This window comes from Polaribacter uvawellassae, assembly GCF_039748955.1.
GTDB lineage: Bacteria > Bacteroidota > Bacteroidia > Flavobacteriales > Flavobacteriaceae > Polaribacter > Polaribacter uvawellassae.
Map to the genome: position 1 here is coordinate 118,447 of NZ_JBDIZN010000005.1, position 16,773 is coordinate 135,219.

At 31.5% G+C, this 16,773-nt stretch carries 12 protein-coding genes; 4 read left to right on the forward strand and 8 right to left on the reverse strand.

From position 1 onward, the window contains the following. Window positions 1–4 precede the first annotated feature (4 nt). On the reverse strand, window positions 5–1,933 hold the full coding sequence (locus ABDX67_RS11410) for a CocE/NonD family hydrolase (RefSeq protein ID WP_347175161.1): 1,929 nt from the start codon (window positions 1,931–1,933) through the stop codon (window positions 5–7). A 116-nt stretch (window positions 1,934–2,049) separates the two neighbouring features. On the opposite strand from ABDX67_RS11410, the gene ABDX67_RS11415 reads away from it, so the two are divergent. Then, window positions 2,050–2,775, forward strand: coding sequence for a DJ-1/PfpI family protein (locus tag ABDX67_RS11415; RefSeq protein WP_347175162.1), 726 nt, complete (start codon window positions 2,050–2,052; stop codon window positions 2,773–2,775). Between the two features lie 123 nt (window positions 2,776–2,898). Here the strand turns inward: ABDX67_RS11415 and ABDX67_RS11420 are convergent, their stop codons facing one another. Beyond that, window positions 2,899–4,755: a M61 family metallopeptidase gene (locus ABDX67_RS11420; RefSeq protein ID WP_347175163.1), complete on the reverse strand. Its 1,857-nt coding sequence runs from the start codon at window positions 4,753–4,755 to the stop codon at window positions 2,899–2,901. A 144-nt stretch (window positions 4,756–4,899) separates the two neighbouring features. Between ABDX67_RS11420 and ABDX67_RS11425 the strand changes: the two genes are divergently transcribed. Then, window positions 4,900–6,858 carry a YgiQ family radical SAM protein gene (locus tag ABDX67_RS11425; RefSeq protein WP_347175164.1) on the forward strand — a complete coding sequence of 653 codons (1,959 nt, stop codon included), beginning with the start codon at window positions 4,900–4,902 and terminating at the stop codon, window positions 6,856–6,858. 166 nt (window positions 6,859–7,024) lie between these two features. Here the strand turns inward: ABDX67_RS11425 and ABDX67_RS11430 are convergent, their stop codons facing one another. From ABDX67_RS11430 to ABDX67_RS11440, 3 genes are all read right to left on the reverse strand, one after another. Next, complete coding sequence (locus ABDX67_RS11430; protein ID WP_347175165.1) at window positions 7,025–9,088, reverse strand: hypothetical protein; 2,064 nt, start codon at window positions 9,086–9,088, stop codon at window positions 7,025–7,027. A 138-nt stretch (window positions 9,089–9,226) separates the two neighbouring features. Further along, window positions 9,227–9,943: an AAA family ATPase gene (locus ABDX67_RS11435; RefSeq protein ID WP_347175166.1), complete on the reverse strand. Its 717-nt coding sequence runs from the start codon at window positions 9,941–9,943 to the stop codon at window positions 9,227–9,229. A gap of 6 nt (window positions 9,944–9,949) precedes the next feature. Then, the gene (locus ABDX67_RS11440; RefSeq protein WP_347175167.1) at window positions 9,950–10,339 is read right to left on the reverse strand and encodes a hypothetical protein; all 390 of its coding nucleotides are present in this window, start codon (window positions 10,337–10,339) and stop codon (window positions 9,950–9,952) included. Window positions 10,340–10,512: 173 nt separating this feature from the next. Here ABDX67_RS11440 and ABDX67_RS11445 point away from each other — a divergent pair, with 173 nt between their 5' ends. Together ABDX67_RS11445 and ABDX67_RS11450 are read left to right on the forward strand one after the other, a co-directional pair. Further along, window positions 10,513–13,038, forward strand: a complete 2,526-nt coding sequence (locus ABDX67_RS11445; RefSeq protein ID WP_347175168.1) for a M14 family zinc carboxypeptidase — start codon at window positions 10,513–10,515, stop codon at window positions 13,036–13,038. A gap of 26 nt (window positions 13,039–13,064) precedes the next feature. Next, window positions 13,065–14,621 (forward strand): amidohydrolase family protein, encoded by a 1,557-nt coding sequence (locus ABDX67_RS11450; protein ID WP_347175169.1) that lies wholly within the window; start codon window positions 13,065–13,067, stop codon window positions 14,619–14,621. 154 nt (window positions 14,622–14,775) lie between these two features. Here the strand turns inward: ABDX67_RS11450 and ABDX67_RS11455 are convergent, their stop codons facing one another. From ABDX67_RS11455 to ABDX67_RS11465, 3 genes are all read right to left on the reverse strand, one after another. Next, window positions 14,776–15,348: a hypothetical protein gene (locus ABDX67_RS11455; RefSeq protein WP_347175170.1), complete on the reverse strand. Its 573-nt coding sequence runs from the start codon at window positions 15,346–15,348 to the stop codon at window positions 14,776–14,778. A gap of 151 nt (window positions 15,349–15,499) precedes the next feature. After that, window positions 15,500–16,039: a sigma-70 family RNA polymerase sigma factor gene (locus ABDX67_RS11460; protein ID WP_347175171.1), complete on the reverse strand. Its 540-nt coding sequence runs from the start codon at window positions 16,037–16,039 to the stop codon at window positions 15,500–15,502. Between the two features lie 250 nt (window positions 16,040–16,289). Next, window positions 16,290–16,631, reverse strand: a complete 342-nt coding sequence (locus ABDX67_RS11465) for a DUF3703 domain-containing protein (RefSeq protein WP_347175172.1) — start codon at window positions 16,629–16,631, stop codon at window positions 16,290–16,292. Window positions 16,632–16,773: the final 142 nt, after the last annotated feature.

Sequence of the window (16,773 nt, forward strand, 5' to 3'; positions counted from 1 at the left end):
TAGTTTAGTTTTTAAGTACTGTAAATTCTATTGCAGAATCTGTAAATACAGTATGAGTTTGGGTTTTAAAATCTTTTTCGTCTGCTTTGTAAATGTTGTCTACATAAGTTTGCGGATTTAAATCTATCAAAGGAAACCAAGTACTTTGCACTTGAATTTGTAATTTATGTCCTTTTTTAAAAGTGTGAAAAACGTCTTGTAACTTTAAGTTTACAGCTGTTTTTCTATTAGCCACAAAAGGTTCTGGTGTTGAGAAACTATTTCTAAAACGACCACGCATTACTTCGCTACGAACCATTAAGTGATAGTTGCTCATTTTTAAATGCGATTGCATATTTTTATTATTGTTTTTTGCATCTTTTGGATGCACATCAATTACTTTAACAATCCAATCGGCTGCGGTTCCTGTTGTTGCTACTTTTAATTTTGCTAAAATATCTCCAGCCAACGTAAAATCTTCGGTCAATACATCAGTTTCAAAAACCAAAACATCTGGTCTTCTTGCTGCAAAACGCTGATCGTCTGTCATGTATTTTCTAGGCGTAAAAACCGTTTTAATATCTTCAGAATACGGAACAGGACGTTTAATGTCACTAATAAATTGAATTCCTTTTGTACTATTCTTTGTAGTAGTTAATTTTTGATTTTCTGATAAAAACCAATCTTCTTTTACAGCTTGTTTTGGTGGCCAAACATCAAAAGAATTCCATTCTTTTTTTCCTGAATCATAAACATAAGCTTCTGGTAATCCAGAATTTTTATCGCCAGTTCCTTTTAAGAAATGATTAAAAAATTTAGATTCTATTTCCTTTTGGAATTTTAATGAAATTGAATCTCCGAAATAATAATTTCCAACAATATTTTTTACAGAACTTCTAGACCATCCGCCGTGATCCCAAGGCCCAAAAACCAACGTGTTGTAATTATTTGGTTGATGTTTTTCAATTCCCTTATAAGTTTCTAGCGGTCCATATAAATCTTCTGCATCAAATTCGCCAGCAACAATCATCGTTGCAACTGTAGCAGGAACTTTATCTAAGTGTTGTATAATTCCTTTACTTTTCCAAACCGAATCATAATTTGGGTGTTCTGTCAATTCTTTCCAAAAGAAATCATCTATTCTGTCGTTATTCTGTGGGCTTAAATTATCGACAGTTTCTTTTCTAAAATATTTATTTAAGTTTTTTAACGGACCAGCATCTAAAAAGAATTGATATTGATCTTGAGAATCCATTGTAGGTAAAGCATACCAAGCTGTATCTGTTGGCGTATCTTTATAAGTTCCAAATAATGAAACTGCTCTAAAATAACTCAATAAAAATGCTCCATTATGATGAAAATCATCAAAGAAAAAATCTGCAATAGAAGCTTGTGGCGATGCTGCTTTTAATGCTGGATGTGCATCAATTGTTGAAACTGTTGCGTAATGTCCAGGATATGAAATTCCCCAAGTACCAACTCTGCCATTATTGTTTTCTACATTTTTAACCAACCAATCAATGGTATCATACGTATCAGAAGTTTCATCTGTTTGATTATCTTTTTTATTCGGAATATACGCACGCATATTATCATAAACACCTTCACTCATCCAACGACCACGAACATCTTGATAAACAACAATGTTTCCTTCTTTCATTAATTGAGTATTCGGACTAATTTTGGTTTTAAATTTTCCATCACCATACGGCGCACAACTATAAGGAGTTCGTTGTAATAAAATTGGATAGGTTTTACTTTGATCTTTTGGAGCGTAAATTACAGTGTGTAATTTTGTTCCGTCTCGCATTTCAATAGTAACTTCTTTTTTAGTGTAATTATCTTGAACATACGTGGTTGATGTTTTTACTTCATCTTTTGATGTGGTGTTACAGCTACTTATAAAAAGAAGAGAAAGTAGTGATAAAACCGTATAGAAAACTTGTTTTTTCATGATGTAAATTAGGTTGATTTTGAAGTAAATCTACAAAAGAAAAAACATTTAAGAATCATACAATTTAGTTAAATTGAATTTTAATACATTTATCGAATCATAAAATCAATTTTACAATGAAAAAAATTGCCTTTTTATTAATTGTTTTAATACTCATTGGATGTAAAGATTCAGTTAAAAATGAGATTGAACAGAAAAAATTACCAGCGTTAAAAGAAGGACGCTATAATGTTGCTTTTTTAATTATGGACGGAACTTTTAATACAGAACTTACTGCTCCGTACGATATTTTTCAACATACCATTTTTAGAGAAGGAATCAAACAAATGAATGTGTTTACAGTTGCAAATACTGATGATGCAATTACCACTTTTGAGGGAATGCGAATTTTACCAGATTTTAATTATTTAAAAGATAGTTTACCAAAGATTGATATTTTGGTTGTGCCTAGTGCAGAACATCATTTAGATTCTGATTTAGAAGATACAGCAATGATAGATTTTGTAAAACGAATTGATGAAGAAGCGCAGTTTATTACTTCGCATTGCGATGGTGCTTTTGTTTTGGCAAAAGCAGGTATCTTAAAAGACAAAATTTCAACAACTTTTCCGAGTGATATTGACCAAATGAGAGCAACTTTTCCAGATTTAGACATTAGAAAAAATGTGTTATTTGTTCATGATGGAAAATACATTACTTCTGCCGGTGGCGCAAAATCGTTTGAAGCTGCGTTGTATTTATGTGAATATTTATACGGAAAAGAAATTGCAAAAACCTTGGCTGGAGGTTTGGTAATTGATTGGAATTTAGAGAAAGTTCCGCATTTAGTTGTGAAAAAATAACATAAAAAAAAGCTGCAAAATTTGCAGCTTTTTTGTTTTTATAAAATGTCATATCGACCGGAGTCGAGATAAATATGAGCAAGAACAAAAATAAGTTCTCGACTCCGCTCTAACGGACATTTATTATCCTTTTAACCAAGCTGTTCTTAACTTAACTTTAGGGTTATCTGCAGGTAAATCTTCAATTACTAAACCAATTTGCTCAGCTTGAGGAACAATTGCTGTTCCTTCTAAAGTCATTGGTTTTCCATCTCTTACAATGTCTAATGTAATTTTATCTCCAGCTTTCCAAGAAAATGTTTTTACAATAATTGTATTAGCAGTTTGTAATGTAAAATCTTCTCCATTAACTTTCTGTAAAACATCATTTTCTTTAACTCCTAATGCAACTAATCCGCTATTTGTTTTCTTTAAAAAATGAATTTCACGTTTTGCGTTAACGCCAATAAAAGGTTGGTTACTATTATCAATAAGATATCTAGTATTTACAGTTTGTGATTTTTTTACAATTCCTGCTTTCGCAAATAAAGCATCATAATCTATTGGAGCAGTTCCTTCTACATGATTTTTGAAAAATTCTCCTACAGCTGGATACGTCATTGCAACAATTTCTGGAATAATTTCATCATCTTTAAAAGGTTTATGTGCGCCATATTTATCAGATAAATCTTTCATTAAATTTAAAATTCCGTAAGTTCCTTTACTTTCTTCTCTTAAAATAATGTCTAAAGACATGCTAATTAATGCGCCTTTTTGATATACGTTTCCATAGTTAGCTGCATATTTTTTTTCTAAAATATTTTTACTCATTTCTGTAAAAGGCATGGTGTCATCATAACGTGAAGCGGCAGATATTTTTCCTTTCATTTCGTTGATAAATTCTTGCTCAGTAATCAACCCTTGATTTACTTGAAATAAGTTTGCAAAATACTCTGTTGTTCCTTCGTACATCCATAAATGCTTAGACATTTTTGGTGTGTTAAAATCAAATGAATGAATTTCTTCAGAATGTACAGAAAGCGGAGAAACAATATGGAAAAACTCATGAGAAACCGTTCCGTTTATCATTCCGTTTGCCAATTGCTCTTTCGAAAAACTTTCTGGATATACAACCGTTGTAGAAGATAAATGCTCTAATGCACCGAAGCTATTCCATTTGTAAACTTTTGGATCAAATAAATACAGTAAAATATTGTACTCGCTTGTCGTTTTAAATCCTTTTAAGAAATTAGATTGCGCTTGTACCATTTTCTTTAAATCTGCTTCCATGTCTTTTGCAGAATGTACATTGTTTGGAGAATAAACCGCCATTGTAACTTCAATTCCGTCAACAGTAAAACTTACATTATTTAACGGAGCATACATAATTGGATTGTCAGAAATTTCATCATAACGAGAAGCCACAAAAACATCTTTAGAATTGTCAGTTTTACTTGTGTTCTTGTTGATTAAAGAGGTAGTTTCATATAAGTTTGTTGGATGAGAAACCGTAATTGTGTAAGGTGTTTCTTTCTTTCCTTTAAAATATCCTACAAAACCAGGAAGATTTAAAAAGAAGTTTTTGCCTTCTTCAATGTTGGTTCCTGCCATTACATAAATTCCGTGTTTTAATTCAGAATCAAAAGTGTCATCAACCCAATAAGAAACTTTATCCATTTTTTTAGCGTTGTTTACTTGCCAAGAATTGTCGTCTAATTTCTGAACAGCCATTTCTTTTCCGTCATAATCAAAAGCTTTAAAATCAGAAACAAATCTTCCGTAATTACTCATTGAATACGTTCCTGGAACTATTGCCGGAATGTTATAAACAACTGTTTCTTCTTTAATTTTATGAGGATTTACCTCAACTTTAACTTTATCGTCAACAACATTGTTAAGGTTGATGCCAACTTCAATTAAGTCTTTTTTTACAGCTACATTAGAGGTAGAACAACTACCTAAAAAAGCGATAGTTACTATCGCAATAAATATTTTTTTCATGTTTTATAAAATTTGGACAAATATACTAACTAGACGCTCATATTATAAATAAGTAACAGTTCTTTAACAAAAATTTATTTTAAATCAACTCGAAACAAGTGTAAAAATAGTAGAATCAGTTAAAATCTTGTATTTTTGCAGCGCATGAGTGAATTAAGATTAACAGATTGGTTACCAACTACAAATAAGGAGGTAAAATTAAAAGGATGGGAAGAGTTAGATGTCATTCTTTTTAGTGGTGATGCCTATGTAGATCATCCATCTTTTGGACCAGCAGTAATTGGTAGGATTTTAGAATCTTACGGATTACGTGTTGCTATTGTTCCGCAACCAAGTGTACACGATAATTTACAAGATTTTGAAAAATTAGGAAAACCAAGATTGTTTTTTGCTGTAACTGGCGGATGTATGGATCCGATGGTTTCTAATTATACCGCAAGTAAAAGACGTAGAGATAAAGATGCGTATACGCCAAATGGCGATAAAGGTTTTAGACCAGATTATGCAGGTTCTGTATATTCTAAAATATTAAAAGAAAAATTCCCTGAAATTCCTGTTTTAATTGGCGGAATTGAAGCTTCGTTAAGACGAGTAACCCATTACGATTATTGGTCAGATAAATTATTACCAACTATTTTAGAAACTTCTAAAGCAGATATGTTGGTGTACGGAATGGGAGAACAACCATTGCGAGAAATTGTAGAATTACTGCAAAAAGGTGTTCCGTTTTCTTCTTTAAAAAACATCAAACAAACGGCTGTTTTAATTGATAAAAAGGAAGAGAAAATTCCTGTTATAAACGATTGGGAAGATGTAACCATCAATTCTCATGAAGCGTGTTTAGCTGATAAAAAAACATTTGCTTCTAACTTTAAAGTGATTGAGCAAGAGTCAAATAAATTAAAAGCGAGAAGAATATTCCAAGAAGTTGGAGAAAATACTTTGGTGATAAATCCGCCTTTTCCAACAATGACCGAAGCGGAAATTGATGCTTCTTTCGATTTGCCTTTTACGCGTTTACCACATCCAAAATATAACAAGCGAGGGCCAATTCCTGCGTTTGAAATGATTAAGTTTTCAATCAATATTCACCGTGGTTGTTTTGGTGGATGTAGTTTTTGTACTATTTCTGCACATCAAGGAAAATTTATTGCCAGTAGAAGTCAAGAATCTATTTTAAAAGAAATTGACACAGTTGCAAATATGCCAGATTTTAAAGGGTATTTGTCTGATATTGGCGGGCCTTCTGCAAACATGTATCAGATGAAAGGAAAGATACAATCTATCTGTGATAAATGTGTTGCACCTTCTTGTATTTCTCCAGTAATTTGTAGCAATTTAGATACTTCGCACAAACCTTTAACGGAATTATATCAAGCAATTGATAAACATCCGAAAGTAAAAAAATCGTTTGTTAGTAGTGGAATTCGACATGATATGTTGGTTCCTGAATTTAATAAAAACGCAGATCCAAAAGAATTAGATGCTTTTACTGAAGAGGTAATGACGAATCATGTTTCTGGTCGATTAAAAGTAGCACCAGAACATACTTCTGATCCTGTTTTAAAATTGATGCGTAAACCGTCTTTTAAATATTTTCACATGTTTAAAGAACGTTTTGATAGAATCAACATCAAAAAGAAATTAAATCTACAATTGATTCCGTATTTTATATCGAGTCATCCAGCAAGTGAAGTTGAAGACATGGCAAACTTGGCAGCTGAAACAAAAGATATGGGTTTTCAGTTAGAGCAAGTGCAAGGTTTTACACCAACACCAATGACGGTTGCTACGGTAATTTATTATTCTGGTTACCATCCGTATACGTTAAAACCAACGAAAACTCCGAAAACAAAACAAGAGCGAGAAGATCAACATCGTTTTTTCTTTTGGTATAAAAAAGAGAATAAAGATTGGATTAGAAACACATTAAATAAAGTTGGAAGACAAGATTTATTAAAGGTGTTATTGCCAGATAACAGTTCTTGGAAGAAAAATAAAAAAGCAACAGAAACGAAGAATACTTTTGATGATGCCATTCCTTTTAATCAACGTAAAAAGAAAGTTTCTAGAGCTCCAAAACAGAAGAAAAGGAGGAGGTAGTTTTTTGAAGTTTCGCTAACGCAAATGCCTACGTCATTAATTTCAACCTTGTTATACGGCATACTGCCGACAACTACGATTAAAACGAATGTCTAAAGGCTAACGTGCCTTTTGAGCAAGCTCAACGCCACTCGCCTTAACCATTTGCGTTGTACACAGTTATTTTTTAATTCAATATCTTTCCTTTCTCATCAAACAATTTAAAACTTTTATAAGAAGTCGATAAGAATGATTTTTCTTCTTCAGTCATCAATTCCTCAAACTTATAGTCTAGCAATTCAAAACCCTTTGGAATTCCTAATATCAATAAGTTTCCATTATTTAATAAAACAAAGCGTACATATTTTCTTTTTGAAAATGATACATAAAGAGAAATTGCATTTTCAAAATCTAACTCTTCTATTAATTTCTTTGGCATATCTTCGGTCACTCTGTTTCTGTGATTGACAAACGACTTATCGGTTGTAAATTTTATATAAACCTTATTTTCTTTATTATCATTGATAATTTGCTGTAAGAATGAATGTTGTTCAACACGAGATTTCAATTCATTTTTTTTGTCAATGAAATTTTGAAGTGGTGTGATTTCCTCTCCGATTGCCATTGTTAAGTCGTAAATAATTCTACCATCAGAGTTTTTGTCAATAAGTTCGGCTTGCCAACAGTCTCCGTCGAAACTGTAAGAATAAATATTTGCGATTATTGAGGATTTGATATTAAAGTTATCTAACGTTTGCTTTTCACGATAAAGTAAATCGTATAATTGTTTGTTGGGGTTTTTAATTCTTGATTTTATTTCTTTAGGAAGAAATGGAATTAGATTTTCAATGTCTTTCTCTAACCGGATTTTTTCAATACTGTCTTTAACAAAATATTGATAATTTTTTAGTGTATTATAAAAATGAAGCTTATTAAAAGCATCAATTTCTTTGTCTTTAATTATTTCAAAAACTGTATTCTTGAAATATTCTTGTTTGTCCGAATTTAAGTTAGCATATGCTTTTGCGATTTTGCTACCATCTGAAAAATAGTGGGTACGGGTTGTATCATCAATTCTTATGTTAGAACCTAATAAGATTTTATCAATATCTATATTCAGTTTCGCAAGTTCTTCTATATACGTTTTTCTTGCATTTGAAGCAATATTACTATTTGCATTTCTGGAAACATTATCGTTCATTATGTTTAAGAACGACTTTACAAAAACATTCCAATTTTGAGTTTTGGAAGCCAAGCTAGCAATCCTTTTTTGTTGCACTATTGGTCCGTTGTCAAAACTACCAGTTCCAACTTGTCTATTTTGTCTCATTAATTCCAAAGCTCTTTTCTTCGAAATAAGTTGAGCAGTAAAATCCTCTAAATCTCCGTTTGAGACTTTGTTTTTTTCTGCGTAATCTAAAGCTTCTAATAAAAGATTTTTAAAATTACTATCATTGGTATAAAGGCTGTCTGCAAATTTCTCTTTTTTAGATTGCCATTCATTTAATTCGTTTCTACGAGTTATATAATCTTGTTCTTTTCTATAAGGTGGTTTTTCGGTTTTTAGTTCATAGTAATTTACTAATGAGTCAATAATAGTTATTTTATATGGTTTAAACTCATTTGACTTGTCATCATTATCATAAAAAATATATGTTTCTGGTCTTACTATTAAGTCTGTATAGTTTATCCAATCTGAAAGTTTTTTTGGAACAGCGACTGATTTGAATTCTTGATTTAAGTAGAAACCTTTTATTATTGTTGATTCTTTATGTTTACTCCATTTTTCTTGGTAAGAAGAGAAATATATTCTATTATTTTGTTTTTTATTTGAAAAGATTTCAATCTCATAATTTTGGCTATCAATAATATGTCTTTGGCTTTTACCAATTTCAAATGATTTTATCTCAAGTTTCTTTTCCTTTTTATAATTTAAATAGACGTTTTTTATAATTAATAAATCTTTGTCAACCTGTAACCCTTTATATTTATTTTGTAATTGTTTAATATTCTCTGATTTCTTTAATTCAGATAGAAAATTGTTTGGTTCTTTTGTAATTATTTTAAAATAAGTAGCTGATGTTTGTGGAAGAGAATAAAAATTAGGTGTTTCACTTTGATTATAATTTCCTTCCAATTCATTTATAATGGAATCAAGTTTTGGAATATCACTTTCATTAATTATTGAATTTTGACAGAAAATATTTCCCGAAACCAATAATGTTAGTAGTATGTAAAAAGATTTTCTCATAATTGTGTAGAACACATTTTGATATAAATCCGTTTCAATGATTTATATCAGCAGTTAGCGAAGTTATCTAAAAAAGAGTTTAGAAACAAACTAAATATTGTTCTCAGAAATACTAGGTAAGGTTTTTAATGAATTCTCTTAAGCTTGCTTTTTTTCTTTTTCCAACCGAATTACGTTTGCTTTAATTTGCTGATAAGAAATGTCTTTCGCTTCTGCATACGATATTTCATAAACTCTTTTTACAGAATTAATCTCTTTTGAAAAAGGAGTCAAAATAGCGTCATAGTACAAATCAAGTTTTTCTTTAGTTGGTAACTCGTATTTAAGTTTTAGTTGAAATCTTCTTAATAATGCAGTGTCAATGATGTCTAAATGATTTGTAGCACAAATAAGTAATGAAGTATCTGGCAAATGATCTATTTGCTGAATTAATGTATTTACCAATCGTTTCATTTCTCCAGAATCTTTATTGTCAAAATCTCTTATTTTTCCAATAAAATCAAACTCATCAATAAATAATATGGCATTGCTGTAAGACGCTTTTCTAAAAAGTTCAGTAATGTTTTTTCCGGTTTCTCCTAATCTCGAAGAAACAAATCCGCCTAAATTTAGTGTAAGAACTTCTTTATCTAATGCTTTGCCAATTGCGTGCACAGTTGCAGTTTTTCCGCAACCAGTTTTTCCGTGTAATAAAATTTTATTATCAATTGGAATGTCAATTTTTTTAAGAGCATCTATATACGTAAATTCTTCAATCAGTTGATTAATTTTATCTCGAACGTCTTTACTTAAATGAAGTTCATCTAATGTTAAAACCTTGTTTTTACTTCTTAAAGTTGTGTTTTGATACGCCATATTTTATTAGTGTCCAATTTGAAAATGGTTAGATGAGATTGAAACCACTTTTAATGTTCTGTGTAATTCCATATTTTGATTATATATATGGATGCTATTATCATCTTCAATAAACTCCCAAAAACCATTTTCAATATAATGTGCATCTACAGGAGAAAGTACTAAATACTCACACTTATTGTTTTCCATAAACTTAAAATACTGTCTATAATGTGAATCTGGGAATGTTTTATAATCAGATGGTCTATAAACTCCATAATCTTCTTCATACGATTCTAGCCAAGAATTGATAATTTCTGTTGGATATTCAGGATTTAAATCAAAATCATCAGAAGAACAAGATGAAACCAACATAATTAGTCCAAGAATAATAATTACTATTTTATTTGTTTTCATCTTAATGACTCTTGTGTTTCCACACCAAAATTAGTTTATACATGTAACGAAGTTACCGAAAAAGCAGTTTAGAAACAAGCAATTTTATTGTTGATAGAAATATTAAGAAAAGAAAAGATTCTTATTTGCGAATTATTAGTATTTTTAGGTTCAATTATTTTAAAATCAATCTAATGAAACTTACCAAACTTGTTTTTTTACTGTTTTTTTCGCTAATCATAAGTAGCGCAACGCAAGCACAAGATTATTTTTTTAAAGACAAAGCGCCGTTTAATAAAGTAATTCCAACTCCAGAAGAATTTTTGGGTTATCCAATTGGAGAACAACACACACGCCACGATCAAATTGTTGCGTATTTCTATAAACTTGCAGAAGTATCCGACAGAGCAACCATAGAAGTGTACGGAAAAACACACGAAAACAGAAAGTTGGTAATGCTAACCATTTCTACAAAAGAAAATTTATCAAATTTAGCATCCATAAAACAACAACATTTACAATTTGTAAATCCGAGTTTGAGTCCAAAAAATTATGATGAAGTTCCTGTTTTTATTCAATTAGGATACAATGTTCACGGTAATGAACCATCGAGTTCAGAAGCAGCGTTATTAACGGCTTATACGTTGGTTGCATCAAACAATGTTGAGGTAACAAATTACTTAAATAAATCTGTCATTTTTATTGATCCAACGATTAACCCAGACGGAAGAGACCGACATACACAATGGGCAAATCAATTCAAAGCAAAACAATTAGTTTCTGACAATACAGATGCAGAACACAACGAAGCTTGGCCAAGAGGAAGAACAAATCATTATTGGTTCGATTTAAATAGAGATTGGTTGTTGGGAGTTCATCCAGAAAGTAAAGGGAAATTAAAATGGATGCACGACTGGTATCCAAATGTGGTGACAGATTTCCATGAAATGGGAACCAATAGTAATCACTTTTTTGAGCCAATGAAACCAATTGGTTCTTTAGATCCGATTATGCCAAAAGAAAATTACGAAGATTTAAATAATTTATTTGCGCCGTATTTTTCATCTGCGTTGGATAAAATTGGGTCTTTTTATTATACCAAAGAATCGTTTGATGGAACCTATCCAGGTTATGGTTCTTCGTATCCAGATTTACAAGGTGGTTTGGCATTATTGTTTGAACAAGCAAGTTCTCGCGGACATGTACAAGACACCGATTATGGAAGAATTACGTTTGCTTTTACCATTAGAAATCAATTTACTTCTGGATTTGCAACCATAAAAGCGGCGGTTGAGAATAATGCGTTTTTAAGAAAATACCAACAAACGTTTTTTAAATCTGCAATGACTCAAAAAGCAAAAACGGGTTTTGCAGGATATGAATTTGGAGATGCTTTTGATAAGAATCGTAATAAAGCATTTGTAGAGCAATTATTATCGCACAAAATTAAGGTATATAAAAAAGGAGAGAAATTTGTGGTTCCGCTAAAGCAACCACAACACAGAATGGTGCAAACCATGTTCGAAACGTATTCTAAATATAGTGATAGTGTGTATTATGATGCGTCGGCTTGGAGTGTTGCTAATTTCTATAATATAAAATACAAAGGATTAAAATCTGTACGTTTAGGAACAGAAATTACATCTGCAGACGGAATTGTAAACAACGCAAAAATCCAAAGAGCAAATTACGCGTATATTATTGATTGGGACGATTATAATACGCCAGCAGCCTTGTATTATATGCAATCAAAAGGATTAACAGTTGCTTCGGCATTCAAACCTTTTACGATAAACACATCAGGTGGAAATAAAAGTTTTAACTACGGAAGTTTATTAATTCCGATTAGCAAACAGAAAAAAACGAGTGCAGAAGTGTATCAAATTGTTTCTGATGCACAAGCCAAATACAATGTTCCAATTTTCGGAACAAACAGTGGTTATAGCATTAAAGGAATTGATTTAGGATCAAATAATTTTAGAGCGTTGAGCAAGCCAAAAGTTGCCATGTTAATTGGCGAAGGTGTAAATTCTTTAGAAGCAGGAGAAGTTTGGCATTTGTTAGATACACGAGTTGATATGCCAATTACTAAAATTAGAATGAATAGTTTTAGAAGAGCAAATTTGGATAAATACAATACATTAGTTCTCGTTTCTGGAAGTTATGCTGAATTGGATTCTATACAAAGGCAAAAACTTAAAACTTGGATTTCAAAAGGAAACACAATTGTTACCATTGCTGGCGGATCTAAATGGTTGATAGACAAAAAAATGGTTCAAGAAAGTTTTACGAAGAAGCCAAAACCGAAATCAAAAGAAATAGTTGAAACGAAAAGATTACCGTATGTTGATGCTGGAGAAAATAGAGGTAGAGATAGAATTGGCGGAATTATTTTAGAAGTTGATTTAGATGTAACACACCCGTTAGGTTTTGGGTATCGAACTGCTAAAATGCCAGTGTATAAAAATAATATGGTGTTTTTAGCACCAAGTAAAAATCCGTATGCAACGATTGCAAAATATTCTGATAATCCACATATAGATGGATTTATCACCAAAAAGAATTTAGATACTTTTATAAAACCATCTGCGTCTTTATTGGTAAGTCCAATTGGTGGAGGTAGAGCTGTTATGTTTGCTGATAATCCAAATTTTAGAGGTGCTTGGTACGGAACAAATAAGTTGTTTTTAAACGCATTATTCTTTGGAAATAAATTTTAAATCACACCAACTAAAAACATTTTATCATGACTAAAAAATTAATCTTATTTTTTGCTTTCATCTTTAGTTTTCAGGGATTTTCACAAAAAGAATATTTAGGTGATGGACCATATTCACAATTAATAATTAGAGGCGTAATGTTGATAAACGGAGATGGTTCTCCGCCTCGTGGACCAATGGATATTGTTGTAGAAGACAATAAAATTGTAAGCATGCAGATTGTGGGTTATCCAGGAGTAAAAATAAATGAAAGTAGAAGACCAAAATTAAAACGAGGAGGAAAAGAATTAGATGCAAATGGCATGTATTTGTTGCCCGGATTTATTGATATGCACGGACATATTGGAGGCCCTGCTCAAGGAGCAAGTCCAGAATATGTTTTTAAACTTTGGATGGCTCACGGAATAACTTCTGTTAGACAACCAAGTGGAAGAAATGCAATCGGATTAAAAAAACAAAGTGCAGCAAATACAATTGTTGCTCCTAGAATTTTTGAATATACAGGTTTTGGTTCAGGTGCTAAAAAACCAATTACAACTCCAGAAGAAGCTATTGCTTGGGTTCGAATGAATGCAAAAAATGGCGCAGACGGAATTAAATTTTTTGGTGCAGAGCCAGAAATTATGGATGCTGCCATCAAAGAAAATAAAAGATTAGGGTTAAAATCTACAGCGCATCATGCACAATTAAGTGTTTCACGTTGGAATGTATTGCATTCTGCAAGAGCAGGAATGACTTCAATGGAACATTGGTATGGTTTGCCAGAAGCGCTGTTTAATGACAGAACAGTTCAGAATTATCCGGCAGATTATAATTATCAAAATGAACAACATCGTTTTGAACAAGCTGGTAAATTGTGGGCGCAAGCAGCAAAACCGTACTCAGAACATTGGAATAATGTAATGGATGAATTGTTGAGTTTAGACTTTACACTAGATCCAACTTTTAATATTTACGAAGCAAGTAGAGATTTACAACGCGCTCGTAGAGCAGAATGGCACGAAGATTATACAATGCCTTCTTTATGGAAATTTTACGAACCGAGTAAAATAAGTCACGGAAGTTATTGGCATTATTGGGGAACAGAACAAGAAGTGCAATGGAAAGAAAATTATAGACTTTGGATGACTTTTGTGAACGAATATAAAAATAGAGGCGGACGAGTAACTGTTGGTACAGATTCTGGATTTATTTATCAATTATATGGTTTTGCCTATGCAAGAGAATTGGAATTATTACGAGAAGCTGGATTTCATCCTTTAGAAATCATTAGAGCTGCAACCTTAAACGGTGCAGAAGCCTTGGGTTGGGAAGATAAAATAGGTTCAGTTCAAATTGGGAAGTTGGCAGATTTTGTAATTGTTGAAGAAAATCCGTTGGTAAATTTAAAAGTGTTGTACGGAACAGGAGCAATTAAATTAACTGAAGACAATGAAGTGGTTCGTGTTGGTGGCGTAAAGTACACGATTAAAGACGGAATCATATACGACGCAAAGCGATTATTAGCTGATGTTAAGACAATGGTAGATGCAGAAAAAGCTAAAACCAATTGGAAATTAAAACAGCCAGGAATTAAAAATTAATATAATTTTATAAGTTTCGCTAACGGTCTCGGCTATGAGTAGTTGCGTGGTTTAGCACTTAACTTTGCAAGTACACACCAAACTGAAAATCCGAGAGGATTTTCAGAAGTAGGCGAGAACAAGCAATTACTTATAGCCATTGTTGGCAACAGTTTTATTTTATTTTTATTTCCTTTACTAATGAAGAAATAGGTATTGCATAAACGTTTTCGTTGTTAAGCAAGAAAATCACATCTTTTGTTTTTCCGATTAATTTTCCTGATTTAATTTCATTGTCAGCTAATTTTATTGAAATATCATTCAGGTTATTTATTCTATCCTTTGTATATTTTCCATAAGAATCAGCTGATAGATATAGGTAAAGGAAAAAACTTATTATGAAAAGCACGATTCTGTATGTTTTATACCAAGATTTTTTATCAATTCCAAAGCTTGCTTTTGAGTAAGATTTCGGCCATTTATTTTTCCATAAGGTGTCTAATTTAATTAATATAGAAACAAATAAAATTGATGCTGTGGCAAATAATAGTATATAAAAATCAGAAAACGGTGCAATCAGAAAGTCAAATACGTCTGAATAATTAAATATATTTATATCAAATTCTGAATATTTTTGGTAATTAAAAAGCATACCTATTCCAACAGCAATAATATAAGAAGCAGTTATAACTGTTTGTATTTCCTTTATGATTGATTCGTAAGTATCTTTTATTAAACCTTCTTTCATTTATGTTTTTTTAATCAATGTAAATCAATAAGTTTCGGTATTCGTTTAATTGTTGCCAACGTGCATTTTGATATGAATCCGTTTTAATGATTTATATCAGCAGTAAGCGAAGTTATCGAAAAATGAGTTTAGAAACAAGTTAAATAAATTTCTACCCACAAACCTTACAATCTTCTTTCTCTTGTAGTTCGCCAACGAGTTTTCCTTCATCATTTAAAACATAACCACAACAATCCATAAATCCTTGCGCAATCAACTTTCGTGCACGCTGAATCTGAGATTTTGTTGTTGGTAAAGATTGTTTTAATTGATCAGCAACTTCTTGTTGTTTCAACCCTTTAATGTCTGATAAAAAGATAGGGTCACGATATTTTTTGGGTAAGCTTTGTAAAATGCCGCGCAAACAATCTTTTTCTGTATGTTCGTCTTCTTCTACAACTGTTTCAGCTTCAAAGTTTGCAATTTTAAATGTTTGATTGGTAGATTTCCAATAATCTAAAATGGAATTCCGAGCCACAGTAAAACACCAAGATTTTAGTTTTTTAATATCTTTTAACGTATGTAGTTTCGTGTGAATTTTAATAAACGTATTCTGTAAAATATCATCAGCAATAGCAATATCTTTTACTTTGCTGATGATAAATCTTTTTAAATCTTCAGAATAGGTTTTCCAAACTTGTTGTGTGGTCATAGAAATTTCATTTGAATATATAATGTCCGTTCGAGCGGAGTCGAGAACTATTTATAACCTTTCGACTCCGCTCAAGGAGACATTCTAACTTTAACAATTACAATTATTACAAGAACAATTTTCGCAAGTGCAATTAGAGCAACTTCCTGTTTTGCAACCTTCGCAATTACAAGTACATTCATTTTTATTTTTCATGATAATATGTTTTAGAATTCATCTAATAGACAAAAAAGGTACAAAAAAGATGCAATTATTTAGAGAAATATTTTGTTAATTCTTTTCTGACAGGAATTGGTTTAATCGGGGAAATGTTTGTGCCTCCAGTATTACCACGCGGAACCCAAATCAAAGTAAACAGAAGAGAAGCAAGCATTCTAAATACCTGTCCAATTATTTCTTTACCATTGTTGGTTTTTATTCCAAAGACAAACATCCAATAATGACTAATTGTATGTCGCCATACATGTTTTTGTCCAAGAATGTGTGCGTTTTCAAAATGATAAAAAGCAACAGCATAGTTTTTTAGTTTTAATGCTTCTTTTCCTAATTGGATTTGTTTGTAGAATTCAGTTTTTAAAAGTTGTGTTGACATATTGTTTTTAAACAATAGACTTTAAAAAAATGGAATAGATGCATATTCACGAATCCAGCCCCGACATATTTATAATTTTAGTAAGAATTCAAAAGAGATGAAACGGCTAAGTGTCCAAAGAGTGAAACGGTCTGGACGCGAT